This is a genomic window from Bacillus sp. SN1 (genome assembly GCF_002796895.1).
GTDB lineage: Bacteria > Bacillota > Bacilli > Bacillales > Bacillaceae > Bacillus > Bacillus inaquosorum.
The window spans coordinates 437580-463220 of the sequence record NZ_PHIE01000001.1 but is presented as its reverse complement, the minus strand read 5'-3'; the positions used below and the strand labels follow the sequence as shown (position 1 = coordinate 463220).

19 protein-coding genes and 7 pseudogenes are annotated in these 25641 nt (G+C 38.1%); 7 read left to right on the top strand and 19 right to left on the bottom strand.

What is annotated here, in order from left to right; translation table 11 throughout:
• Positions 1 to 86 precede the first annotated feature (86 nt).
• Together CVV77_RS02665 and CVV77_RS22615 are read left to right on the top strand one after the other, a co-directional pair.
• Entirely contained in the window at positions 87 to 965 is an 879-nt protein-coding gene (locus CVV77_RS02665; RefSeq protein WP_100274570.1) for a DMT family transporter, read from the top strand.
• Positions 966 to 1306: 341 nt separating this feature from the next.
• Positions 1307 to 1537: a membrane protein gene (locus tag CVV77_RS22615; protein ID WP_019258611.1), complete on the top strand. Its 231-nt coding sequence runs from the start codon at positions 1307 to 1309 to the stop codon at positions 1535 to 1537.
• A 181-nt stretch (positions 1538 to 1718) separates the two neighbouring features.
• On the opposite strand, the gene CVV77_RS02650 is transcribed toward CVV77_RS22615, so the two are convergent.
• The 3 genes from CVV77_RS02650 to CVV77_RS02640 all read right to left on the bottom strand — a co-directional run bounded on the left by CVV77_RS02650 (position 1719) and on the right by CVV77_RS02640 (position 4312).
• Positions 1719 to 2171 carry a YoqH family protein gene (locus CVV77_RS02650; RefSeq protein WP_019258613.1) on the bottom strand — a complete coding sequence of 151 codons (453 nt, stop codon included), beginning with the start codon at positions 2169 to 2171 and terminating at the stop codon, positions 1719 to 1721.
• A gap of 330 nt (positions 2172 to 2501) precedes the next feature.
• A complete protein-coding gene (locus CVV77_RS02645) occupies positions 2502 to 3407 on the bottom strand; it encodes a CPBP family intramembrane glutamic endopeptidase (RefSeq protein WP_100274569.1) in 906 nt (301 codons plus the stop codon).
• 272 nt (positions 3408 to 3679) lie between these two features.
• On the bottom strand, positions 3680 to 4312 hold the full coding sequence (locus CVV77_RS02640; RefSeq protein WP_100274568.1) for a type 1 glutamine amidotransferase family protein: 633 nt from the start codon (positions 4310 to 4312) through the stop codon (positions 3680 to 3682).
• A 372-nt stretch (positions 4313 to 4684) separates the two neighbouring features.
• Between CVV77_RS02640 and bla the strand changes: the two genes are divergently transcribed.
• Positions 4685 to 5608, top strand: a complete 924-nt coding sequence (bla, locus tag CVV77_RS02635) for a class A beta-lactamase (protein WP_100275129.1) — start codon at positions 4685 to 4687, stop codon at positions 5606 to 5608.
• A gap of 52 nt (positions 5609 to 5660) precedes the next feature.
• On the opposite strand, the pseudogene CVV77_RS02630 reads toward bla, so the two are convergent.
• From CVV77_RS02630 to CVV77_RS22270, 6 genes and pseudogenes are all read right to left on the bottom strand, one after another.
• A pseudogene (locus CVV77_RS02630) lies at positions 5661 to 6069 on the bottom strand (SMI1/KNR4 family protein).
• Between the two features lie 472 nt (positions 6070 to 6541).
• Positions 6542 to 7162, bottom strand: a complete 621-nt coding sequence (locus CVV77_RS02620; RefSeq protein WP_084994377.1) for a lytic polysaccharide monooxygenase auxiliary activity family 9 protein — start codon at positions 7160 to 7162, stop codon at positions 6542 to 6544.
• 1322 nt (positions 7163 to 8484) lie between these two features.
• The gene (locus CVV77_RS22745; protein WP_483861830.1) at positions 8485 to 8682 is read right to left on the bottom strand and encodes a Gabija anti-defense Gad2 family protein; all 198 of its coding nucleotides are present in this window, start codon (positions 8680 to 8682) and stop codon (positions 8485 to 8487) included.
• 451 nt (positions 8683 to 9133) lie between these two features.
• A complete protein-coding gene (locus tag CVV77_RS02615; protein WP_100274566.1) occupies positions 9134 to 9646 on the bottom strand; it encodes a GNAT family N-acetyltransferase in 513 nt (170 codons plus the stop codon).
• A 310-nt stretch (positions 9647 to 9956) separates the two neighbouring features.
• A complete protein-coding gene (gene ppsA, locus CVV77_RS02610) occupies positions 9957 to 12569 on the bottom strand; it encodes a phosphoenolpyruvate synthase (RefSeq protein WP_100274565.1) in 2613 nt (870 codons plus the stop codon).
• A gap of 386 nt (positions 12570 to 12955) precedes the next feature.
• Positions 12956 to 13317: pseudogene (locus CVV77_RS22270) on the bottom strand (hypothetical protein).
• Positions 13318 to 13417: 100 nt separating this feature from the next.
• Here CVV77_RS22270 and CVV77_RS02600 point away from each other — a divergent pair.
• The gene (locus CVV77_RS02600; protein WP_100274564.1) at positions 13418 to 13768 is read left to right on the top strand and encodes a DUF2200 domain-containing protein; all 351 of its coding nucleotides are present in this window, start codon (positions 13418 to 13420) and stop codon (positions 13766 to 13768) included.
• Between the two features lie 271 nt (positions 13769 to 14039).
• Here the strand turns inward: CVV77_RS02600 and CVV77_RS02595 are convergent.
• A pseudogene (locus CVV77_RS02595) lies at positions 14040 to 14323 on the bottom strand (T7SS effector LXG polymorphic toxin); the annotation flags it as partial.
• Between the two features lie 97 nt (positions 14324 to 14420).
• Positions 14421 to 14975 carry an SMI1/KNR4 family protein gene (locus CVV77_RS02590; RefSeq protein ID WP_019258625.1) on the bottom strand — a complete coding sequence of 185 codons (555 nt, stop codon included), beginning with the start codon at positions 14973 to 14975 and terminating at the stop codon, positions 14421 to 14423.
• A 143-nt stretch (positions 14976 to 15118) separates the two neighbouring features.
• Here CVV77_RS02590 and CVV77_RS02585 point away from each other — a divergent pair, with 143 nt between their 5' ends.
• A complete protein-coding gene (locus CVV77_RS02585; protein WP_142397312.1) occupies positions 15119 to 16555 on the top strand; it encodes a flavin monoamine oxidase family protein in 1437 nt (478 codons plus the stop codon).
• Positions 16556 to 16794: 239 nt separating this feature from the next.
• Positions 16795 to 19224, top strand: coding sequence for a peptidase G2 autoproteolytic cleavage domain-containing protein (locus tag CVV77_RS02580; RefSeq protein WP_100274563.1), 2430 nt, complete (start codon positions 16795 to 16797; stop codon positions 19222 to 19224).
• A gap of 666 nt (positions 19225 to 19890) precedes the next feature.
• Here CVV77_RS02580 and CVV77_RS22265 read toward each other — a convergent pair.
• From CVV77_RS22265 to xynA, 4 genes and pseudogenes are all read right to left on the bottom strand, one after another.
• Entirely contained in the window at positions 19891 to 20019 is a 129-nt protein-coding gene (locus CVV77_RS22265) for a hypothetical protein (protein WP_258459135.1), read from the bottom strand.
• 519 nt (positions 20020 to 20538) lie between these two features.
• Positions 20539 to 20628, bottom strand: a pseudogene (locus tag CVV77_RS22610) (XkdX family protein); the annotation flags it as partial.
• 339 nt (positions 20629 to 20967) lie between these two features.
• Positions 20968 to 21150, bottom strand: a pseudogene (gene adhP, locus CVV77_RS02560) (alcohol dehydrogenase AdhP); the annotation flags it as partial.
• Between the two features lie 386 nt (positions 21151 to 21536).
• Positions 21537 to 22178, bottom strand: coding sequence for an endo-1,4-beta-xylanase XynA (gene xynA, locus CVV77_RS02555; RefSeq protein ID WP_100274562.1), 642 nt, complete (start codon positions 22176 to 22178; stop codon positions 21537 to 21539).
• A 314-nt stretch (positions 22179 to 22492) separates the two neighbouring features.
• Here xynA and CVV77_RS02550 point away from each other — a divergent pair.
• Positions 22493 to 23072 (top strand): annotated as a pseudogene (locus tag CVV77_RS02550) (ATP-dependent DNA ligase); the annotation flags it as partial.
• Positions 23073 to 23146: 74 nt separating this feature from the next.
• Here CVV77_RS02550 and CVV77_RS02545 read toward each other — a convergent pair.
• The 4 genes and pseudogenes from CVV77_RS02545 to CVV77_RS02530 form a co-directional block, all read right to left on the bottom strand.
• Positions 23147 to 23522 (bottom strand): annotated as a pseudogene (locus CVV77_RS02545) (hypothetical protein).
• Positions 23523 to 23746: 224 nt separating this feature from the next.
• Positions 23747 to 24079 (bottom strand): chaperone CsaA, encoded by a 333-nt coding sequence (gene csaA / locus CVV77_RS02540; RefSeq protein WP_100274561.1) that lies wholly within the window; start codon positions 24077 to 24079, stop codon positions 23747 to 23749.
• A gap of 64 nt (positions 24080 to 24143) precedes the next feature.
• On the bottom strand, positions 24144 to 24869 hold the full coding sequence (locus tag CVV77_RS02535) for an AraC family transcriptional regulator (RefSeq protein WP_100274560.1): 726 nt from the start codon (positions 24867 to 24869) through the stop codon (positions 24144 to 24146).
• Positions 24870 to 24883: 14 nt separating this feature from the next.
• Positions 24884 to 25627, bottom strand: coding sequence for a GNAT family N-acetyltransferase (locus tag CVV77_RS02530; protein ID WP_100274559.1), 744 nt, complete (start codon positions 25625 to 25627; stop codon positions 24884 to 24886).
• Positions 25628 to 25641 lie beyond the last annotated feature (14 nt).

Here is a 25641-nt window from a genome sequence, read left to right as displayed (position 1 = left end):
ATAATAAAAATGTATTTCAGTTATATATAAATGTAACATATGATAGAAACCAGTACGAATATTTAAACAAGAAAGGCGGCTTTATAATGGTAAAAGTCATGCTGGGAATCATTTCTGTCACACTAATTTGGGGCTATACTTGGGTAGCGATGAAAGTTGGAATACATGACATCCCCCCGCTTTTGTTTTCGGCTTTGCGCCTGTTCATCGGGGCGGTTCCTTTATTTCTCATTCTCTTCATTCAAAGAAAGAAACTTTCAATAGGAAAAGCACATGTCAAAAGCTATATCATCATGAGCCTGCTGATGGGTATGGGCTATATGGGGATCTTAACGTATGGAATGCAATTTGTTGATTCAGGAAAAACCTCTGTTTTGGTGTATACGATGCCTATATTTGTTACGGTGATCAGCCATTTTACATTAAACGAAAAAATGAATGTGTATAAAACGATCGGGCTGATAAGCGGCTTCTTTGGACTTTTATTTATATTTGGAAAAGAAATGCTGCATGTCGATCAAAGCGCTTTATTTGGAGAACTATGCGTCCTTGCGGCAGCGCTTAGCTGGGGAATCGCAAATGTGTTTAGCAAACTTCAATTCAAGCATATCGATATCATTCATATGAATGCCTGGCATCTTCTGATGGGAGCCGTCATGTTATTGGTTTTCTCCTTTATATTGGAACCGGTCCATTCAGCCGAGTGGACATATCAGGCGATATGGTCATTGGTGTTTAATGGTTTGCTTTCTACCGGCTTTACATTTGTCGTATGGTTTTGGGTGCTCAATCAAATCGAAGCGTCAAAAGCATCCATGGCACTAATGTTCGTTCCCGTATTGGCTCTATTCTTTGGATGGCTGCAATTGCACGAACAGATCACCATAAACATTATCATCGGCGCACTGCTGATATGCTGCGGCATTTTTATGAATACATTTAAATTTTCACGACAGAAAGTGTGAATGCATATACATTTCTCAGGAGTAATATTTAGTAATAACAATTTGCCAAAGCCTTTAGAGAAAATGAAAGATTTCTATACAACGTTTTAAAACAGAAAACGACCAATACATCAATCCAAAAAACAATTTGAAACTATTTCATACAGTTTCAATCAGGAACCCGGCTTGAGCAAATGAGACGGTCGGATCTGATGCGGGGAAATTGAAAAAAGAGCATGTAAATTAATGCTCTTTTTGTTTTAAATTTATTTAAAATACTTCTTTATCTTGATCTCTTTGCCTTTCCAATAAAAGAATGTAACGTGTTAAGGTTTAATAAAAACTTCATTAGGAGTAGTTCTTTGCTCAAAGCTTCAAAAATTTTTATTTCATGTGCAGCTTTGATACTATGTGTGTATTCTCTATATAGTCAAAGTGAATTCCTCTTGGTTTCTCTCCAAGTATTAGTTGCACTTCTCTTTGTTTTAGTGGGAGTGGAATCACTTTCAAATAAACAAACAAGGTCAGGGTATTTGTTGTTCGGATCAGCGGCCTTTATACTTGTTGTGAACGTTGTAAAATACGTGATTTAAGTTAAACAAAGGAATGTGGAGTCCCAGAACCAATACATTACCGCAGCGACAATGCTCATTATCGATTCTTCGCTTATCGGTTTTTCGAAAGTTATTTTGCATTCTTTTCAGGCAAAATAATCGATTTAATCATTCACTTCATTCCAAGTTTGTTTTACACGGTTGCGTCCTCAAGTAACTTCTAATTACAAGATTCAATATTACTCGTTAGTACACTTGGCCCCAACTTTTGAGTTCTAGAATGAGAAAGACGTACTTGAACTTTAACATTCTTCATTTCGGCTGTAATTAAGTCAAATCTTCCCGCCCAACTAGGGCTCTCTTCCTCAGGAGTAGGATAAAGTTTAAACCGCCAACTAATTTCACCGGGTTTAGAAGCAAATCCTTCATAACTGTCGTAATTTCCATAAGAAGATGGTTCGGGAAGGTGGACAGCAAGAATGCTTATATTCGTTCTGGCAGCACTCGGTGGATTTAATTGCACCTTATAGATTAATGCCACACCTTTTGCATTTTTAAGGTTTTGATCCACCGGTTCCAGTATTACACTACAAGGCATTGAATTAGCATTTACTTGAGTTGGATAAGCAACAACAGCAGACAATAAGGATATAACTAAAATAAATCGTTTCACTGGATATCCCTCACAATTTTTTTAGTTAATTTCCCTTATTTCTGGATTGATTATTCAGTAGCTCGATGTTCACAGACTTTATCCATTATTTTGTTTATGTAGAAATCCCATTTATTTTCTTTTAACAATTATTTCGACTTCATCACCTTCAAGAAGCTCAAAACTGTCTGGCACATTTCATTCTGTTAATATATCGATTCCGGTTCATAACTCACCTGCATCATGTATTACCCATTTTCATCTTTTACACACCATACTTCATTATCATTTTATAAATCATAGTCTAGTTGATTAAATTCGGAAGGATTAGAACTGATTCAATCTCAAAAATTAAACATCTTGGTCATCTCTCTTATTCTTGTTGTGCCTTTGAATAGTATTTCGGCGAGCTATTACTGCAGGTATTAATAGCAGAGTACCGACAATAAGCAACATAAAAAAGATCACAAACAGCGCTCCTGTACCCGGCACAATTTCTTCATAGGTAATAAAGCGTTCATCCCCCTGCAGAACAAAGAACCGAGAATTTTCGAGAAAGGCTAAATGAAAGGCTATAGACGTCCATAAGCTTTCAGTTACAATGCGCAGAAGTTGAAGGATGAATCCAAAAGACAACAATAAAAAGATGTAATCCAATGTGACAGCAGGTGATTCAATTCCTGCTATATATTGCAAACCACTTACAGTTAATGGTGCAAGCACAAACAGGATCGGCTGAAGGAGTAAAGATATGAAACAGTTAAACCGCCTGTTTAGAGCATTGTACACTGTCCCACGAAAAGTTAATTCCTCTGGAAAAGCTTCATAAAAGAAAGCGATAATCATGTTTAAGAGCAATACTGTAACCAAATGGGCAGAGAAGTGAAATTGTGTAACTTTGATCCAGCCCAATAAATGGGCAATAGTGAATCCGGATCCGGATAGAATAATCACATACATTGCTCCCATAATGGCTTTCGGAATGGCTTGCTGCCACCCAGACAGTCCGATAGAGTAGAATGGTCTACTAGAAAACCGCTTAAGAAGAATGTAGAGCAACGGGACAGTCATTAATGTCACTAAACCAGCTTGGATACCTTGCTGCAAAAGCTTGGAAGCACCTGCTTGGCGGGCCATTGAACCGATTAATGTAGCAAAAAACAAAGCAAAAACGAACGTTCCCCAGCTGAGCAAGATAGTGACCAACCATTTTGGATGATTGTTTTGTTTTCCGCTTTGGGTATGATGAAGGTGCATTTGGATACCCCTTTCACATCTTTATATAATCACTAAACAAAAAAGCAAATTGTGCAACTTATATTTAAACTTTATTATCTCGATACGTTCTAGATGCAGTTATTGTTTCAAATTTCTGCATCACCCTACTTCCTTCTGACTTAAATTCTACATAAAAAAGCGATCTGCTATTATATGTTTTACTAATAAAGGGACATATAACAACATTCCAGGTTATTCAAAAACTATAATAAAAAAATGCCCCATAAGTTCAGGGGCATTTGGCAATGATTCTATTCATTTATTGTATTCATTAACTCGAAGAAATATTCAGGTTTATGGGTCTTATTTAGCTTATACCATGAATGCAATGTATCCGGTGCAAATACATCTAATTTTTTCAATACTTCCATCGCAAATTCCAGGGGAGCTATTCCTGATGCAGTAACCAAATTTTCATAAGATACTGCAGGTCCCTTCTCATATAATTTTTCTCCTTTATAAGTAGGACAGACCATTTTCATATACTCTAAGTCATTGCTTGTATGCTTTCTAGAATCTAAGTATCCATAATTCGCGAGGTCTTGGGTTGCACCACAAATGGCAGCAACAATCGTGCCAAGCTCTAAAGCTTCGCCAACTTTTTTCAAGATCGGTTGATGAGTATCTTCTCCCCAAGTATTCCCTCCGGGTAAAATTAAGAGATCTTTACTCTCAAGCGTACACTCATCAAGGGACATATCTGGTTTTATGCTAAGCCCTCCCATCGTCGTAATCATTTCTTTATTAACTCCTACTGTAACTACTTTTAAAGGGGCTACATCTTTTTTAAAATATCTCCCTGAGTTTAGTTCAGCAATCAAATATCCATATTCCCAGTCTGACATTGTATGAAATACATAAAGATAAACTTTTTTTGTTTTCACTCATAACACTCCAATCCCAATTGATAAAGCCCATTAGATTGACTTCGTGCCCATCCTTTTAAATAATGCCATACGGGTAGCAATAGAAACAATTATCAAATCTCATGCTACACCTAACCTATTATCAATGATATAACTTTTCACATAATGTTTACCTTTAAAATTGGTGTTTTTCTATTTTCTTATTCCTCTCTTTTCCCTCGTGACCCTAATTCTCTTAACATATTAAAAATAAGAAAACGAAATGAATGAAAAGAGTTTTGTTAAACTAACTGTCATGAGGAACATTTCATGGAAATATATCGATTTTACTCCTATTTTTAAGGTATTAATAGAAGGTGAATACAAAATCAATTGAATTAGGAGGCCTTGATTAATTTGAAAAATAAAGCGACATTAAAACTTGGAATATGTATTGGACTTTTATGTTTAAGCCTTACTGGTTTCAAACCCTTTGACGGATCAACGCATGCTGAAGCAAAAGCCATAGGAGACACAAAAATGACAAGCCGTACAACTATTAAAAAATTTGTTCAACTTGAGAAAAAATTTGATGCCAGGCTTGGCGTTTATGCAATTGACACAGGTACAAACAAGACTATCGCCTATCGGCCGAATGAACGGTTTGCTTACGCATCAACCTATAAAGTTCTAGCCGCAGCTGCTGTCCTGAAGAAAAACTCAATTGAAAAACTTAATGAAGTCATCCACTACAGCAAAGACGATCTTGTTACATATTCTCCAATCACAGAAAAACACGTAGATACAGGCATGAGCCTGAAGGAAATCTCAGAAGCTGCTATCCGTTACAGCGATAATACTGCTGGGAACATATTGTTGCAACAACTTGGCGGCCCTAAAGGTTTCGAAAAGTCACTGAAACAGATTGGGGATCATGTAACCAAGGCTAATCGATTCGAGACGGATCTAAACTCTGCAGTTCCTGGGGATATTCGTGACACAAGCACCGCAAAAGTACTAGCAACCGACCTTAATGCTTTCACTGTGGATAACACTCTCACGACTGATAAGCGCACGATCTTAACTGATTGGATGCGTGGGAACGCTACTGGTGACGAACTGATTCGGGCAGGCGCTCCTATAGGGTGGGAAGTCGGCGATAAATCTGGAGCCGGAAGTTACGGAACACGAAACGACATTGCTATCGTTTGGCCGCCTAATAGAGCTCCTATTATTTTGGCAATCCTATCAAACCGGTTTACGAAAGATGCTCATTATGATAATGCTCTTATTGCTGAGGCTGCAAAAGTCGTCCTTAACGATCTCAAATCGTAGATGAAGACTCCTTTTTGGAGTCTTCTTATTCTGAAACCAGTTTATAATACTCTTAGTTATTCGGACTCACTTCCCAATATTTCGTCCCGTTAAAAGAAACTAACGTGTCAAACCATATCTCAAAATTGGAATCTAAGTTAACCGCATCTTCAATATCATCAATTGAATCTAGATATAACATATAACCTAATCCGTTTTTTGATTTGTTGGTGTCAATGACATATCTTCCATCATAATGATATCCAATTAGGACGTATCCCCCGGGGAAATCTTGAACTCCATTGTAATCAATAATTCCTTCTGTGCTAAGTAATTCAATACCGTCAAACATTTCCATCCCATTATGTTGTAACAAAAACTCGTTTATAATCATTAGGGAATGTAACACCTAACTTCTTTTCTAAATTGCTAATTTCTTGAGGACTTGATGGATCTCTGAAACGAAAAGTAGCATCTTCCATGACATACCCACCATGATGGAACATAGGGAATATACCATAATTAGAACCTGCTTTCTTAATACCATCGAGAGTCATGTGAACTAACTTTCCTTCTTCCATAAAAGCTCCTCCTTCGCAAATTACCCTACTAAATTTCACCATACAAAAGATTCTAAGAAGTGATTGAGATATTTAATGAAGCATTTACCAATAGACTTTTGGAGTACACTTCTATTAAAGTTAAAAAAAGATCGGCAGATGCACCAACATCTAACCGATCTGCAAGAATAGCTCCTCTTATAAGCTTCACAGGGACCCCATTTGATTCTGTAACTTCCATACTCAAACACTCTGTGTTCTCCCGGTTCCGTTACATTTCCCTTCGTTGCTACAGTCAACACTTTACTGCTGGTGATGGCTTACCTGATACACTTATCGCTTTTTCCGTATAGTCATAACTGTTGTTAGCTATTAAAACTGTAGAGGTTCAATATCATCGTATTAGGTTTACATCAATTACGTTATAAAAGGCATTAGAGGTATCCGCAACATCCCACACCCCTAGAATAACATGATAACCACTGCGATCAGTTGGTACATAAATCTTATGAGATAGATTAGTATCAGCCTTTGAACCATCGTGATCTACAGTTCCAATTAACTCAAACTCATCCCTTGTTAAAGGTTTGTTTGGATTCCAATCTTTCTTGGTTATATAATAGTGCCACTTTGATGTTGCGTGAGGAGCAGTATAGTGCCAAGTAAAGGTGTTTAGACCCCCACGTATGTTTTGTTTTACCCAATGATCTGCAGTCTGCCTGTCTAACCCAAAATCAATTTGACCCGAGCCTCCATTTGCTGATGCAATTTTCCCATCTGGTGGACCCGCGGACGGAAACCCTTTTGGTCCTTCTACCGATTGAGGATTATCAACTACGGAACCATATTTCTGAGTAGCTGCCGTCCAACCAATTATTTGTTTTTCTAATGATCCCATATACGCTCGACTAGCAGGTTCTTTTATATACCCGTGTGCAGATACATCACCTGCAAATAAAGTAGCACCAACACCTAGAACAGCAGTTAGAACAGCACCTTTGATCAAACCCTTCATTACTACCTCATTCCTCCCTTTGTTGTAAAATTTTTCTCTTTCCTGCTATAATAATTCATTACATGTGAGGTAATCTCCTTCTTTATTTTTGTTGACGTTTAAAGAACTTCATGTTCCCCTGCTTCTTTGTTCTTCAGCTTATTGACAAACCCTCTTGGCAAACAGCTTTCCATTTCAGCCACAGATACCGAACACTTTATCAATCTCTTTTTGATCTTTTGGCAACTCTATAAAACACTTATCATCTCTAATATCATTTAACCCCATTTTCGTTGAGATCGGCTTTTCACATTGTTTACACTTTATTTGACCTCACCTTATTTTCTGATTAAAATTGTTGTTTTTATTGAGATTCCCCATTAAAAAAAGCGCTCTGCTTTCTGCTGCAGATGCGCTTCATCTCTCAATATATGGACATATACCACCATTCCAGATTATTCGTACTTAATAACTCTATCTTCTAGTTGCTGAATCTTTCTTAAAAGCTTCTAACTGCTCAAACTTTTAAAAACTAAGACGGTATGCCTCCAATATAATTACAACATAAACTAAGAAAATCCTATAACATTGTTTTTCGGGTTTGCATATGGAGAGGAAAATTTTGGTGAAAGATTAGCATTATTTATAGAAGAAATGAAAGAAATACTCAGCAAATATGCCGACCTTCCCAAAATTTAAATGGCTATCATCCGGGACATTTATAAAACCAACATAAGAAAAATGCAACCGTTTATCATTGCGCTCTTTTACTATCAATTTCCGCTGAAGCAAAAGACAAGATGCTTTGATACTTCTATAAGTCTTTCTTTTTAACAGAAACCGCAGATATAGCAGCAGAAATAACTATCCGCTCCGCTTCTTATACACTCTCTGTAACATGGAGAATTAAAAAAGGGAGGTCGTTCATATACATAGGGGGAGCTTCCTGGATAAGTCCATGGATAAGGATTATATTCTTGTCGCTGATACAAATGGAAAGACGGGTAATAATACAACATGTTCAACTCCTTTTTTCAGTTTCCAATATTATACTTATCTATACCCTTTTTAGGTGATTGTCTCTGTATAATTGGGTAGTTGCCTAGTGGATTTTTATTCTGCAAAGTCATGGGTGCATGTTCTATTTGACATTGCAGCTGAACTTAAAATCCATTCATCAAGATCTAGAATCTCACATAATCTTACGCACCATTCACCCTGATCCTCTGGTTATCTTTGATTTCTTCCGATGCGTTCTCTACTCCCGACGACAGCTGGGAGATCGTATTAAAAATCCTCAGCCATGGCGCTAGACCGGACGATTTTATATGTACCCTTCGTGATTAAATATATGTATTTAATTTCTGATGTAATTCATCTGGCTCTTTCACAGTTGCCTCCAAAATACTTTGCATTGTCCCAGCACAAGCTGTGAACCCCTGATTAGTGTACTTAATTAACCTTCTCATGGGAACAACGCCATATGTCAGTTTATGAAGGGCTAATTTATTCCTCAAGAGCTCCCACAAAGAATGCGTCATAAGCGAATTGAGTAATGGTAAAGTAAAATGTATCTAGTAACGATTCAACGTTTACATAAAAGCCGATATTAACTAAATTGAATCATCCTTGGCTTATTTTTAATATGAATTAAGTAAGTCTCTGATGGGCAGTTTCATTAGATTATTTTCCACCCTCTTCTTTGATGTGTTTTTTAATGCTGCGAATGCTTCTTTATTTTTAAAAAAGAGGTCATAATCTGAAATGGCTTTAAAGTATTAATTACCTCGAAAATCTCCATGTCCTCTGGATCATCCATATACCTTGATTAGTGAACTCACCTAAAAACAATTCGCCAGAGCTCATTGAATCCGATTAAGTACCATACCATATTGCTTTATTATGGTGATATTTTGTTTGTATCGCCAATGTTGCTGTATTCAATAAAAGAACCTTTTGTTGAAGAAGTAAGACTTAAAAATTTTTAATAGATCATTTCCACTCTTCTTTTAAAATAGCGTAATAATATTCATCCCACCATTCATTGCCTTTGGGAATACATTTTTTAAAAAAGCCCTCTCTTCTCATTCCAATTTTCTCCATAACTCGGTATGATGGAATATTCTCAGGTTGACACGTAGCTATAATCCTATGTAAGTTCATTTCTTTAAATCCATATTCCAAGATAGCTTGTGCTGCTTCAGAAGCATACCCTCTATTTTGATAATTAGGATTAAACACCCATCCAATCTCATATGTATGTTCACCAAAATACTTTAAAAAAACAATATGCCCTATAAGACAACCTTCATCTATTAGTACTACTGGAAATTTTTCAGCGTTATCACCTTTGTTTTCAATTACAAATTCTTTTGCATCTTCTTCAGTAAAAACCCCTTCTGGTATATACTTCATCACATTAATATTTGATGTATACTCATATACAGCTTGCCAATCTTTGAATTCAAATTCACGTATCAGTAACCTTTTTGTTGTTATATGCATTAAAGTAACTCCCATCAAAAATACTTAAACCCAATCTTTATTTCGATATTAAGACAACAATAACCTCTTTAATTACTATCCTTATTCAACAATATGGCTCCTTACTTGAACAACTCAAGAAATTTCTGATAGTGAACAGGCAACGGAATATGATTCACCTTAATAAAACCCCCACCCTTTTCTTGATTGGGGAGGGGGTTTTCGTTTTTAAGATAATATTAATCTTCCTATGCTAATTCCATCAGCCCGCAACTCCTAGTTAGGGGCATATGGGGGGGAATATCTGATGGCTCGCTACACACATCAGCCATTATAATATTTCAATGTAGCCTTCTGTTCCATGAACACGAATTCGTTGCCCGTCTTTTATCAGTCGGGTAGCATTTTCAACTCCAACAACTGCTGGTAAGCCATATTCACGCGCGATAACTGCTCCATGAGTCATCAATCCACCAACTTCGGTGACTAGGCCTTTTATGGATACAAACAATGGTGTCCAGCTAGGATCAGTAAAGGAGGTCACTAAGATATCTCCCTCTTCTAGAACAGCATCTTCCATGTTTAAGATGACACGTGCTCGTCCCTCTATAACTCCGGACGAAACGGGTAGACCTACAATGGCTTCGGATGGGAGATTTTCTCGTTTGTACTGACCTACAATGATTTCACCTTCAGACGTGATAACACGTGGTGGTGTTAGTTTTTCGTATAACTTGTACTCGTCTTTTCGTTTGCTGATGATCTGGTAATCCAGTTGATTTGTGCGTACGGCTTCGTGAAGTTCTTCAAACGTAAGATCGAATATATCTTCTTTTTCATGAATAACGCCCGCTTGTACGAGTCGTTCGGCTTCTTTCAGTAAAGCCTGCTTATAAACGAAGTAGCGATGAACCATGCCGTATTTTGGATATTCCCGGTAACCGCTGAAATTCCGGATCAGGTCGATCATCCGTTTTGTTTCTTTGGCTTTTTGATCACCATCCGGTAATTGCTTCAATCGATCTAATAACTCTAGCTCTTTTTGTAAAGCTTCCTGTCGCCCTTGCTCAAATTTCCGATGGCTGGCATTAGGCTTAAAGTTTTTGATGTTACCCAGAATCAACGGGAGAAGTGTAATAGGTTTCTCGCTCCAACGAATTCTAGAAATATCGATTTCCCCGACACATCGCATTCCGTATTTGCTGAGATAATCATAGATAGCGTATCGGGTTTCCTGTCCACCATGCAACTTAAGCAGTTCATCTAAAAAATGATCATCTTTTACATGTTGTAAATAATCAATGACTTCCGGATAAGGACGAATCACATCTGCGACATCTAATAGCGCCAGACCCATTTCCGAAGTAATATTGTTGGGGACAGATTGAGAAAGCGTATCTGCTGCGTTTTTTTCACCCAACCATTCGTTCATTTTTTCATTGATCCATGTTGAAGCATTCATAGCAGCCATAATCACAGCCGAACTTTGCGGGTCAAACAAAATCTTCTTTAATTGCTGGATATCTTCCAAGATAAAATCAAATAAATCGGATCCTGATTTAATTTGGATGTCTTGTTTTAACTCTTCTATCGATATTTGACTGCGCTTAATCAGATCAGAAACGATGGTGGGGTCGTTTTCGATTAGTACTTGAGATCCCGCAGACGACATACTTTTATTACTTTTACCGAGACTCTGTTCTCTTTGATCATTTGGTAATGATTTTATAAAGTCTCGTTCTACGATGGTCATAAGTGCGTCTTTTAAGAGCGGATCGTGTTGTCCCATGCCATTTAATAAAAATTTTCTGCTCTCAGGTGATGCCAGATTATGCGTGACATCAACAAATAACCTTCCACCAGCTTTACGCATAGGTGCAGAAGTCGTCAACAGAAAAAAAGACAATCCCAGTGGTTTTATGGGATCCGTCATCATTTGTTGATGACCGACAGAGATATAGACGTGATTTTCCTGATCATCCGCTTCAGGGATCGGATATAAAGTCGTGATGGGCCGACTCTGGACAATATAAAAAGTATCGTCTACCAAACACCATTCGATATCTTGCGGCTGGCCGAAATGAGCTTCGATCTGTCTTCCGATGCATGCCAATTGTAAAATTTGTTCATCAGTCAGTGTTTGGGTCTTTTGCTGGTCAGGATCGATCTGCTGTGTTTCTGTTCCGCCTTCTTTTCGTCCATAGATAGCCAATTTTTTGGCTGCTACCCTCTTATCGACGATTTGCCCATCCTGTACTTTATAACAATCGGCAGATACCAAGCCAGAGACCAGTGCTTCACCAAGTCCAAAACTGGCATCGATGGATAACACCTTTCGGTTGCAAGTAATTGGATCAGCGGTAAATAAAATCCCCGAAGTCTGCGGGAAAACCATCCTTTGAACGATAACGGATAAATAAACCTGGCTGTGGTCAAATCCATTTTGCATACGGTAGATCACCGCGCGATCCGTAAATAGGGAAGCCCAGCATTTGCTGATATGCTGCAAGATGGCATCAACGCCGATGATATTTAAATAGGTATCTTGTTGACCGGCAAAAGAGGCATGTGGTAAATCTTCAGCAGTCGCACTAGAACGCACTGCATAAGCATGTTCTTCCCCAAACCGGGAGATATTGTAAGCAACTGCTTTCACAACATCGGAAGGAATTTCCGCTTTTATAAGGATTTCCCGAATCTTCCCGCTGATTTCAGCGATTTGATCTCGATCTTCTACTTTTAACATGGTTAGCTGATCCAACAAAGCATGATACGTTTCGTTTTGTTCGATGGCTTTTTGAAACCCCACGGTTGTAACACAAAATCCTTCGGGTACTTGGATCCCTTCAATTTTTGATAATTCTCCTAAATGTAACCCTTTTCCGCCAACAACCATCAGCTGTGTTTTTTCCATTTCCTGAAAACCGAGAACCAATGAACTCATTCTACATCTCCCCTTCGAAAAAAATTGACAAGAGCTTCCCAGCATGATATAATTAAAATATAAAATGGATATCTATGTACTTTTATAAGGAAACAGACGTAGTCTGATTATATCAGCGTGTCTGTTTTTGTGCAATACAAAAAGAACCTGAGTAATTTTACCAGGTTCTTTCTTAATTTTTTGAACTAACTTGCTTTGTTAGTTGAGTCCTTATTTATAAATTAATATTCCGACTTAGTTTTTGTATACGGAACTTTGAGTTATTTGAGACTCATAATGATTAAAATATATAGCCTGGATAAGCTTATTACGAGTAATAAGTTCCGATCCCTTACAGGAACTTTATTCTAAAGAAAGAGCAATAAAAGTAATCAAGAAAAAGATGATCAATAAACAAAGCAACACCCAACTTTTATACTAGGTGTTGTTTTCGCTTCGTTTCGCAACAACCTATTATCTTTGTTAACCATGCCTAAGTTGTAAGCTTTTTTGATAGTATCTAATACCTGCGAATCCATTACAGAAAGGCTGCCTCCATCATTCAATCTCGATTTCCAATAATCTAAAGACTTATTTAGGTAGTGAGCTTTTTTATTCTCGGGTTCAACTACCTCATTTTTTTAAGTTTTTCACAGAATTCACTAAAACCAATGGATCTACTAGGAGCTGTGTTATTTCCCCTAGCCAAGCTGCAAAATGCTAAGAATTTTGGATCTTTAGTGATATCATAATTAGCTGTGCTAATCACCTTGTTCACTCTCTTTCAAGACGTCTGCAAACGGCTACTTTGTTTGTACTTAATATGTTTCGTGATATATTAAAGAAAACCATACAAGTGAGGATGTATCATGACAAAACATCAGATCTATACAATGAGTGTCGCAAGGGTCTATCCCCTTTATGTTACGAAGGTGGAGAAAAAAGGACGTACGAAAACAGAAGTCGATGAAATCATACGTTGGTTGACAGGACATAGCCAGGAAGAGTTAGAAGCGCAACTGGAAAAACAGGCAGACTTTGAGACATTCTTTGCGGAAGCCCCCCAACTGAATCCTTCACGAGCTTTGATCAAAGGTATGGTCTGCGGTGTCCGAGTGGAAGACATCGAAGAACCAACTATGCAGGAAATTCGTTATTTGGATAAACTGATCGATGAGTTAGCAAAGGGAAAAGCGATGGAGAAGATTTTGCGAAAATAATAATTAAAACGAATTCCATATATAAAATATAAAAGAAGGTGTTTTATTGTTGAATCCGCAATAATCTTGAAACTTCAGGCAAGAAGCAGAAAATGATCAAACTTTATTCCAAACCAACATTATTTTGAAATCATTTGTGTATAGTATAATATCCCCTGTATATTAGGTTTGCTCACTCAAGAGAGTCTTGCTCATCCCCTAATGAAAGGGGTGAGCTTATTTCCAGTATTGATGCTAATGCTTGTTTATAATCGCCATACTCGGCCAAAGATATGTAAGTATCAGACATCTTGGCGTCTTCAAATTTTGCAGAAACGCTGCTCAAGAAAGCAATTTTCATATCGATATGGTCAATCCATTGTTCTGTAACACCGATGTGATCATGATAAAATGCTTTGATGTTGTCAGCACCCTTGCCTGAGAACTCACTGTCATCCAGGTCAGCTACAGCTTTAAATGCTTTTCTGACGTAACCATTTGTGACCTTAGTTCCTTATACTCTTTGGTTCTTTTATCCGCTTCAGAGAGTAAAGATTCAGCTTCAAATACCTTCATATCATTCTCCTTCCAGCCTATTCTATGTAAATTTTACCACAATCAACTATTTCAATAACAGAAAAGACAGCCAAATCTGACTGTCTTATACACCGCATTATCTTGTTCTATAATAATTTTCTGCGGTATAATAGCGCCATTCCCAAAAAGTTGCCCCATTGGATTCTATATACCGATCTAGAAATATCTCAAAATTTAAATTTAATGGTGTATACTCTCCTATTTCTAATATAAAAAGATAGTTGGGATCCCCTTTATCCAATTTATCTTTGTCGATCATCAAATGACACCCTTCTAATAAGTGACCAATTGGGATACCATTGATGCCTTCAAACAAATCCTCATATTTCAATTCTTCTTCAATCTCTTCAAGGCTAAATAAATAAAGTCCTCCACCTATATTCTCCCCATCAGCAAGTATCTGAAAAATTTTCGCACCGTTATGCAGTGTAATAAACTTCTGATAATCATCTGGAAAGGTAAGCTGGTGTTTAGCCTCAAAGCTTTGAATGTCATTCAGGGTTGCTTTGTCCTGTGAAAATGTAACAAGGAACTCCATGATATATCCTTCAGAACAAAACAATTTAATGGCTCCTTTTTCATCTAAGAGACTTTTCAAACCGTTTACTGTCTTATGAACAAAGTTAGTCAAATACATCACCCCATTATTGTTCTTGTAACGAGAATAAATGTCCCTTTTGGCATACAAATTCCAAAAGATATGAACAGATCGTGATAGACGCCCTTTTCATTGAATATAATGCAATAAATTCAAAAAAGAGGTGCCTCCCAAAAGTGAATTCTCTAATGAATGAAGACATGATGAAGATTATTAGAAATGGCCTTAGCGCATCGCATCATTCAAAGCATATTATTGTTGTGGGAGCTGGATTGGCCGGGCTTGTATCAGCATCTTTGCTAAAAAATGCCGGTCACAGAGTGACGATTCTTGAAGCGAGCGGCAGAGCTGGCGGCCGTGTCTGCACTTTGAGATCTCCCTTTAGTGATGGTTTGTACTTGAACGTTGGTCCGATGCGCATACCGAATAACCATTTGCTAACCTTAGAATATATAAAAAAATTCAGGCTGCCAACAAATGTATTTATCAACAGAACCCCAATGGACATCATTTATACGAATGGAATCCTAACACGTCTCCATATTTTTGAACGAAATCCTCAAATATTAAGATACCCTGTTGCACCGAACGAACAAGGGAAAACGGCTGAAGAGCTAATGCTTTCTGTATTGCAGCCAATATTAAATTTTATTAATCAAGATCCTGCAAGAAATTGGCGGATTGTTGAAAAACAATACAAGAATGAATCGTTAAGCTCATTCTTAAACACTTTCTTTTCATATGGAGCAATCGATATGATTGGTGTACTTTTGGATATGGAAGCGTATATGGGTATGTCCCTTGTTGAAGCGTTACGGGAATCAATCTTTTTTACATCGCCATCTCACTTCTATGAGATAACAGGCGGCATGGATCGACTTCCTCATGCGTTTCTTCCTCAATTAAAAACAAATATTCTATACCATCAAAAAATGATGAAAATTTCTCAAAATGAGAACAGCGTTACGATCCATTGTCAGCATCAACAAACAGCAGAACATGTAGCGTTCACAGCTGATCTTGCTATTATAACTATTCCTTTTTCAACATTGCGATTTGTAAAAGTGGAACCATACCATTCTTTTTCTTACTATAAACGGAGGGCAATCCGCGAACTAAACTATATAAGCGCAACAAAAATCGGCATAGAGTTTAAAAGCCGATTTTGGGAAAAAGCCGGGCAACGCGGCGGCAAATCAATTACTGATCTTCCGATTCGATTTTCGTATTATCCAAGCACTGGTATTGGAGCAAATGGACATGCTGTTGTTCTGGCGAGTTATACATGGGCAGATGAGGCACTGATGTGGGACAGTCTTTCAGAAGATGAGCGTATTCAGTATACTTTACTCAATTTATCTGAAATATATGGCGATATTGTATGGTCTGAATTTGTGTCCGGCGCCTCTTTTAGCTGGAGTCAGAACCCTTATTCTTCGGGGGCCTTTACAGCTTTCGAACCAGGACAAGAATTAGAGCTTTATCCTTATATCCCTGTCCCTGAGGGAAGAATTCATTTCGCTGGAGAACATGTCTCACTCACTCATGCGTGGATGCAAGGCGCGATTGAATCAGGAATACGTGCCGCTTATGAAGTCAATCGTTTATCTTAGATCCTAAATCCTGCGCACATCTAGTGTTAACGCTGGGTGACATAAAAAAATGTTGCTTTTTATACTATACCTGTTCTTCTCTATTTTTCTCTGACTTACATTTCTTGAAAACCAGTATAAATCCAAAAGGAATTTTGTAACAAATACAGAATTGGAAGTATAAGCGCAAAAAAGATGTCTAACCCCTTATCTCAAAGACAAAAACTGCGCTTATATTAAAAGAAAGAGGTGTCTTTAGAATGGTTCATTTTAAAAACTGCCCTGATCCTTCTCTAAACGCCAATTCTCAGTCTCACCCCGAATTTTCATCTGAATTAGAACATATTAAGGCAAGAATGCAAAACTTTATTAAGCATTCCGTTACAGATCAAAATATCGAAGTTACTGACGCGAGGGTGACGGCTGAAGGAGAGATCACCTCTCTTTTAAAAGAACGTCTCGACAAGGAATACTTTAAACTTTTATCTAAGATCACCCGGGAAGTAAATGTGGAAGATTTTGGCGCTGTTCCAGATGGAAGAGATAATACGGAAGCTTTTCGAAAGGCAATCGGGAATGGTCGCGTCAAAGTGAACGTTCCCGCCGGAGAATACCTCGTTCAGGGGATTAAACTTCCATCCTGGACAACAATTGTCGGACAAGGTAAAGGGATTACTGTAATTAAATTGCATGAAGACACTCCAGCACATGAATGGGTGATTACTAATGATGATTATCAAAATGGGAATCGCAATATTTTCGTCCAAGGAATGTCATTAGACTGGAATCCAAGTAGACAATGCGGAGTGAGAAATCCTGGGGGACAATTCTCCAGTTGTTTAACTTTTGCTAAGGTTGAATATGGATGGATCAAAGATGTGGAAGCTATTAACGCAGGTCTTCATGGTATTGATATCACATCGCCTACGTATGATCATTTGCCTGATACCGATTGGACAAAAGACGGATCAAGATATATTTGGATTGATAACTGTGTGACATACGGTTCAGGAGACGACGGCATTACCACCCATTACAGCGAATACATCTTTATTTCAAACTGCCATTCAGGAAATCCGCGAGGAACAGAGTTTGTAGAAGGTGTTTCTAACTCCAACGGAATAGAAGTTGACGACGGCTCTAGGCATGTGTGGCTTTTGAATAACTTTACAAGCGGAAACATCCGCGGAGTAGAAGTAAAAGCCCATGAACTGTGGCCGGCCTCTCAAAACGTCCATATCATAGGCCATGTTTCTTATCGCGATGTTCGTGCATTTGATCTTCGCCATATTGGTCACCATCAAATTACAGATCCTGAAAGCACAACGGCATACGATGTCACACTCATTGATTGCTCAGCAATTGAACCAGTTTTCAACTCACTTTATGATGCTGTGACACCTAGAGCGCTGGTTATTTCAGCATATAAAAACGTTAATGTAAGCGGATTCACAGCAATTGGTGATCCAGATTATGATTATAAAGGAAATCCTGTCGTGGCTTTGCAATATCGTAGTCAAAATATAACCATTAATGGTATTAAAATTCGCGGGTTTAAAAAAGCTGGTGTTGATATTAATTTATCAGGCGGATCAAATAAAACTGATTATATTAAAATTTCGAACTTCGATATTTATAAATCTGCTCCAAAAGGAATTTCAATCGGTGGCGGTCTCTATAATGTGAATATACTAAATGGAACGATGATTACTGATAACGGGATAGTTGGAATCCAGTCGCCCAATAATCAGGCCACAATTCTCGGTGTACAGTCAGAAGGTTATAGTGTAGCAGCCTCAATCAAAGGCCAAACATACCAACAAATCCCAATCAATTTGAAAGGAGGCATACAGCTTGCAACAACCTCTGGCTTTGCCGTTAACCAAACAAGTGCAGTTATAGCAGGTACCGGTGGTATTACGGCGCGCGGAGAAAGAAATGCGGTCATTAGCTCTTCTGGTGGCTCCAGCACAGAAGGCTCTCGCGCATTAATCGTTTCTTCAAACAATGCACATATTACACATATTAAAGGAAATCATGTATCAAGAACAATACTGTCTTCTGAAAATATTATACTTGAAGAACCATACACCGTGGCAGGAGGTCATCAATCAATGAAATGGCTTCTTGACTCTGTTAGGGGAAACGGGACGTTTGCCGGGGCGATCAGTTCTTCTTTAGGTGGATATGGAGAGTATTTTGAGAGTTCAACTGGACAATTAATCCATACTGGTACAATCGTGACTTTAAGAGGTGAAAAAATAGCACCCGCAGATGTAGGAGATTATATGCTTGGCGTTATTTCAGAAACTTCAGCTTTCATTTCAGGAGCATCCAGTTTCGTCTGGCAGGGACGTTATTTGACAAATGAGTTTGGCGGATTCATTTATGAGATGGTGACTGACGAGGAAAGCGGTGAACTCATACGTGTTCCCAAACAAAATCCAGACTATGATACAGCGCTGGAGGCAAATTATCATTCACGGGCAGCAAGAGACGAATGGCATGTAGTAGGGTTGGTAGGCAAACATTATGTGCGTATTGACGAAACTGTCAGTCAAGGAAATTATCTTACGGCACATAATGGGATAGGAACAAAAGCAGCTGAAGGAAGCTGGAAAGTAATGAAAATAACCTCTGCTTATACGTCAGAAAAAGGGTATGGTATCGCTCTGACCGTCATCAAATAGTGGATACTAGGACCAGTTCAATATATCCAAATGTTTAATCTATATCTAAGTGTTTTTCATTCCTTGTATGTTAATAACAAGTTTTTTCAATCTATCTTCATAACCTAAAAATTCGTTCATTTTCTGAATCTAAGACTTGTAATAAATCAACTTTAATATTATGGATCAAAAAGTTGAGAAAACTTCCCCTTAGCGCTATTCATAAAACCACCACCTATTGAAATTTAGCAAATGGATAAATAATATTATATTTTAGTGATAATACCTTTGTATGTTTAATAAAATTATTTTTTTAAAGATATGAAGGGGCAAGGTATAGAGTGTGCTAAGCTTTATCTTCGTAAAGTTTGTGAAATCCCAGCTGAACCTTTCTCAACTATGAATGGAAGAGCATACTAACTTATAACACTTTAAGAAATGCCTTAGCACACAATAACAGTATTTTTGATAAATCTAATTTAATACTGAACCTCCAGGACTCACACTTGCAAAGCCCTCCCGTAAAAAGGACAGCATATTATACTCAATCGAATTAAAAAGAGATTTTCTTGATGAAGTCTTTAAAACAATGAAGGAGATCCGAAATAAACTGGAGCAGCAGTGAGATATTTCTTGCTGCTTTCTTTATTTCTTCAGGATGTAGACAATATAACACTAACAGTTTGGTTAGTTAGTTAATCCCAAATCAGCTCCATCAAACTTAAATTCAATTTCTTTATTGCTTCCTAAAGTTGAATCTAAATTGTTTTCATGTAGCACCTTCATTAAATCCTGAAATAATTTAACGTTGTTCAATTAATTGCCCTCCCCTAATTCAGCCGCAGTATCAATAACCATCTGTTCAAATTCATCAGCTTAATCAGTCCCAATTAATCAAATAATGATTGCAGCCTTTCTACTACAGTTTTCACTTTTTCCAATGACTCTTTTGGGAACTCATAGATGATCGGATAAAGGAAGGCGGAAGTCGATATTCCTGAGCTCAGATTAAAACTCAATCTGTTTCTTAATATCTTTATGAATGTCTAGATCACAGAATTCCTTCACAATATTTAAACTAAGCAAGTCAAACTGTACTGATCTTACTCATATCAATGCCTTTTTCTTGTGCTTCTATTGGCCCTTTTAGGAAAATCTCAAACATCTTTTGCAGTTTGAGTAAAACCAAAGTGAGGATAGATATATACATAGTACTCATCATTCAGCCCTTTTGTTTCTTATCAATATTCCTTGATAGTGTTTTAACTCCTGATGCATTTAATTTTTTGAGATGCTATTTTTAAAACCAAAATAAAAACACCTATTAAGATGGACTCACGTTCCCAAATCAACACTGACATTAATGAATGGTTTATCATAACTTCTACCTGTAATTTCGTCATACTCAGCAGGAGTAATATGCCCCCGCGATAAATGCTTCTCCTTCTCCGACCTCAGTGCCTGAATCGTGAAAGGTGAAGGGTGTAACTTCGGGTTCAATTTTCGAGGCAATTTCTTATAGTCGCAATCTGACATTATACGCTCTACTTACATAAATCTGATTAAAACTTATACTTTATTTAAAATATATTATTTTATATAGTTTCTTAAAAACGTTTTCGCTATATGGATATTGAAGACCGAAAATGGAGGAATGGGGGAGACCTTCAAAGAGCACTTCATTTTTCAAAAAAAGAATGGAGACCAAAGGCTGCCGATAATTAGTCGACAGCCTTAATGATTAGGACTCTTATTTTATATATATTACTCAGTAAAATCTATAACCATACGGCCGGTAACTTTGCCTTGTTCCATTTCATCAAATATATCATTAACATCTTGGATTGGACGCTTTGTCACTTTAGGTACAACCTTACCGTCTGTAGCAAATTGGAAAGCTTCCTTCAGGTCTTCTCTAGTACCTACTAAAGAACCTACTACTTGAATCTGCAGCTAGAGTATTGAGACTAAGAGGTGCATTAAATTGTTAGATGAAGAAGGATTATGTGAAGATGTCTGTTGAGAGCAAGCGCTGACTACAAAAAATACCGCTATTAAACAAAAAATTGATAGCATTCTCATTTTATAGGGTAAGTTTTAAAACCTGATGGAGAATACCCTACCTCCAGCAATGCCAAGGCCGTTCGCCTAGTAGAAAACGACCTTTAACCATTACTAACGATTTTAATAATCATTTACTATACCCGAGGCATATATTGGGATTCCAACTAAAAGACCGTCGCCTCTTAGTAACTCACAATAACAATGATTATAAAATTTCTCAAGGAACGATCAGCAGCCCGTTAGCTATTCTCCTGATTATAGATGAGCTGTTACCACACTGTTACGTTAGAACTTCCACTACTTTGATATCCCTCTGTCGCTAAGACTTGGTAAGACCAATTACTACCTAGATTCATTCCATGACTCTTCCATGCGTTAACATGATTGCTGAAAGTGATTGTAGCGTTGCTTCCAGTTGGTCTCTTTGACTGGCGAACACTCCAGTACTGCGTAAAAGTAGTGCTTGGGCCATCAATGGAAGGTGCGTTATAACGTGTAGTTGTATATATGTCATATGTACCCCCATCACTGTTTACAGTACCTTTATACGTTCCAGTAGGTCTATAAGTACCCCATGAATCCACTACGTAATATTCTATGAGAGGAGATCTCGTCCAACCATATAAAGTCAAATATCCATTGCCATTCGGCGCCCAAACTCCGGCATTATAGTTTATTGTCCTAAATGGCGAACCTGTAGTCCAACCTTTACCAACAACGAAATTTCCGGTATTAGACCAATTAACACTGTAATTCCCGCCAGACCCATTGACAGCGTTTACTATTCCGCCCCCATCAGTCCAATTTTGCCAGTAGTCTGTGCTAGCTGCAGAGGCGGTTGACGAAAACAAGCTAATACTCAATAAAGCTGCCGTTAATCCAACTAAGAATTTCTTTTTAAAGTTAAACATATGTTACCTCCCATAATATTTTTTCTGACTTTGACATGAGGTAGCACTCGTATATATTTAAAACATTCTTAATTACTAACGCCAAAGCTTTTGATCGTCCCCTTCAAAATAATACCACGAATTCATAAGTGAATATTAATAATATTTGTAATTTAATTACAAATACCTAAAAATTTCATTATAAATGGTCTTGTTCCACCATAGCCTTATCCTTTTTTTCATAGAATCACAATTCTTGTTTCTAAATCTGATGGCGTAATATCTGTAATTAATCCGCATTCGAACCATTTCGTATAAAGGAGATATCCATTAGAGATTGTGAAGTCATTGTAGCTGCTTCAGGTTTTGCTACTGACTTTGAAACGTTTCATGTCCAAAAAATCAGCTCATAAGATTGTTTACTGTGTCTTCGATGTTATCTACAAAGACGGTCAGTCAATTGCTTCTAAGCCGCTCACTGTGCGTAAGACTGTTCTGAACTCACTTGAACTGAATCATCCAAATGTTTGTGTTATCGAAGGAATACAAGGTAACGGACTCGCTTACTTCAATCTGGTCAAAGAAATGAACTTAGAGGGAATCGTACTCAAGAAACCTGACTCCTCTTTTGAAACTAATAAACGTTCAAATAATTGGCTGAAAGTGATCAATTATGATTACACTGAAGTTCTCATAACCGACTATACCAAAAAGGATAATCTGTCTTATCCTGATGGAACTGCAGCTGGGTTTATGGAATTTATGCCACAAGCAGAACGAGGCAAGTTTTATTCTATGAAACAAGTAAAGTCTGAATCTGACGAATATGTATTTATTGAACCTATCTTATGTAAGGTTAAGCACAGATTTAAGACCAAGCGCGGTAAACTCCGCATCCCTTCCTTCGAAGCCTGAAGAGTATAATCTCTCCGTTACATAACTCTTTAGTGCAAAACCCTTTAAAGTTGTATGAAAATCTAGTACATGGATCAATTAGTTTTCATCCATTCATCGAAGCTATAGGGATAATCGACAGTCTTTATAAACCTATTTCTTTTGCCTTCTGACGGGTTTTCATACATCCCTCATAGCTGTAAGCCCAAATTTCTTTATAAACTCTTAATTCACCGGTTTTTGAAATGTATGTCTAAAGCTATTGATTAGCTCCCGCATATTACCGCCATGTGAAAACCCATTTGCTCTATAGCCTAATTGGTATGGCTAAACGCCTTCCCCTGTGTAATTATCAACGAAGAACAGCTTTGTTTTAAATCTGAAATAAGCTACACGATCCTTTGACTTACAAAAGAAAATACGTCTATCAATGCTTCCGATAAGCTTTATCAGGTCGTTAATATCATTCATGCGTTTTATTTGCTCTTGATTTGGTAATATAGTTTTTATAACTATTTCACTCACAATTAAAAAGTTACCCTTGCATTCCTTCAGCCGCCATGCTATATTCATATAGCGATGAGCTGAATTGTGTAAGCCGATGTACATGCCCTTTGCGGCACACACGAATGTGGCGTGTGGTGCATCGCCTCAATACGCAAAGACGTTTGCCTAAGGCAAACGTCTTTTTTATGTTATCCGATTTTTGTACCGTTTGGGACGGATTGTCCCGGCTGCAGCAGGACGACATCGCCCTGGCCGGGAATGCCCCCGAGGACCAAAACTTCCGATTTAAATCCCGCGATCCGACGCGGCGGAAAGTTGACGACTGCTATGATTTGCTTGTTGATGAGATCTTCCGGCTGATAACGTTTCGTGATTTGCGCGCTCGATTGTTTCATGCCGATTTCTGCTCCAAAGTCAATCAAAAGCTTAATGGCCGGGACTCTTGCTTCAGGAAATTCCTCCGCTTTTACAATAGTGCCTGTCCTGATATCCAATTTCTCAAAGTCTTCAATGACTGCCATATCAATAACTCCTTTTTCTCCTATTATAAAAGAGGTGTATGAGGTTTGTTTAACAGAAGGACCATCATTTTTTATCCGAATATAAGGTATTTCGATATAGCCGGGGCGGCATGCCTGTACTTTTCGTAAACCATCTTGTAAATGAAGAAAGATTTTGAAAGCCCAGCGCCTCGCTCACGTTAGTAAGGGGTTCCTTTTTCTCTATCAGCATTCGTTTCGCTTCCTCGAGACGAAGATTGGCAATATAGCTCTGCGGAGACTTCCCGGTCTGCTTCTTGAACCAGCTTGAATAGTAAGCTGGATGGTAATGCTCGATTTCAGCCAGCTTTTTAATCGTCAGCCGCTCAGATAAATGGCTGTGAATATAGGCAATTGAGGCGCAGGTATGGGATTGCAGCTTTTCTTTTATGTATTGAACAAGCATATGCAGCGAGTTTGCTGTGCCGGCCTTTGCTTCCTCCGTCAGCAAATACCTGATTGATGACCAGAAAGGATCAAGTACAGCTTCAATTCCCGATCCTGCATGATACTCATCAATTTTCATCGCATAAAGCGGAACATCCAGTACAAGACATTCATTTCTGCCGATTGAACGGAAACGATGCTCGCACTCAGGCGGAATATATAAAATCCGATCCGGCTTTAATGTCACCTCGCGCCCCTCCGTCTCAAGATCAATACTCCCTTCAAGCGGAAAAAGAAATTGGCTGTACGCGTGCTTATGTGAATGATAAAGGCGTGTATATGTCCGTTTTTCGCAAATAATCTCTTGAAGCGAGTCCATCAGCAAGCTCCTTCCTTTGGTCATTTTTTGATCCGGTAATGGTGTTCCGATATAGGCGAAAATCCGATTTTTTCATATAAAGAAACTGCCGCAAGGTTTTCTTTCAGCACTTGCAGATACATGTGCTTTGCCCCGTTGCTGATTGCCCATTCAGTCAACACCCTGATTACTTGAGTTCCCGCCCCTTTTCCTCTATGCTCCTTGGCTACAACGATGTTACTGAGTCCGCCATAGCCACCAATGACAGAAGCCGTTCCAACCGCTGTCAGGCTCCCTTGGTCATACATCGTGAAAAAGGTTTTACACGGCGGCATTCGTTCGAAAATGTATGCATAACCTCGATGCCGCTCAGGTGAAAATTCTTCCAATTGAATAAAATTATCAATCCAAACAGAAGACGGTACCTGTTCCCACTTGTATGTAAATCGGCGATTGTCTTCTGTACGGTTCATAATGTCCCGGCACAATGCAGTCATTTGAAAACACTCGTCTGCCTTTTCATAGCCCCTGTCTGCCAATACGTCATCAAGCCCTTTCGGAGATGCATTACTGATATGAAAACAAACAGGCAAGCCTAAGCTTTTATAAAAATGCTCGGCCTCTTGCTGGAATTCTCCTTCAGGCATATCCGCAGAAGTCCATACGCTGTTCGCCCTTTTGGTTACGCCAAAGTTGGCTCTGAGAAGCCACTGTCCCATGCTTTTCTGAATATAAGACGGCCATGAAGCTGCCGCTAACTGCTCAATTTTATGAATATCATCCATAGCATAATGTCTCT

Coding starts and splice junctions, on each gene's coding strand:
- CVV77_RS02645 (WP_100274569.1), bottom strand. CDS start 3,407: ATGCACCTTCATCATACCCAAAGCGGAAAACAAAACAATCATCCAAAA.
- CVV77_RS02530 (WP_100274559.1), bottom strand. CDS start 25,627: ATGGATGATATTCATAAAATTGAGCAGTTAGCGGCAGCTTCATGGCCG.
- xynA (WP_100274562.1), bottom strand. CDS start 22,178: ATGTTTAACTTTAAAAAGAAATTCTTAGTTGGATTAACGGCAGCTTTA.
- CVV77_RS02665 (WP_100274570.1), top strand. CDS start 87: ATGGTAAAAGTCATGCTGGGAATCATTTCTGTCACACTAATTTGGGGC.
- ppsA (WP_100274565.1), bottom strand. CDS start 12,569: ATGAGTTCATTGGTTCTCGGTTTTCAGGAAATGGAAAAAACACAGCTG.
- csaA (WP_100274561.1), bottom strand. CDS start 24,079: ATGGCAGTCATTGAAGACTTTGAGAAATTGGATATCAGGACAGGCACT.
- CVV77_RS02620 (WP_084994377.1), bottom strand. CDS start 7,162: ATGAAGGGTTTGATCAAAGGTGCTGTTCTAACTGCTGTTCTAGGTGTT.
- CVV77_RS02600 (WP_100274564.1), top strand. CDS start 13,418: ATGACAAAACATCAGATCTATACAATGAGTGTCGCAAGGGTCTATCCC.
- CVV77_RS02580 (WP_100274563.1), top strand. CDS start 16,795: ATGGTTCATTTTAAAAACTGCCCTGATCCTTCTCTAAACGCCAATTCT.
- CVV77_RS22745 (WP_483861830.1), bottom strand. CDS start 8,682: ATGACGCATTCTTTGTGGGAGCTCTTGAGGAATAAATTAGCCCTTCAT.
- CVV77_RS02615 (WP_100274566.1), bottom strand. CDS start 9,646: ATGCATATAACAACAAAAAGGTTACTGATACGTGAATTTGAATTCAAA.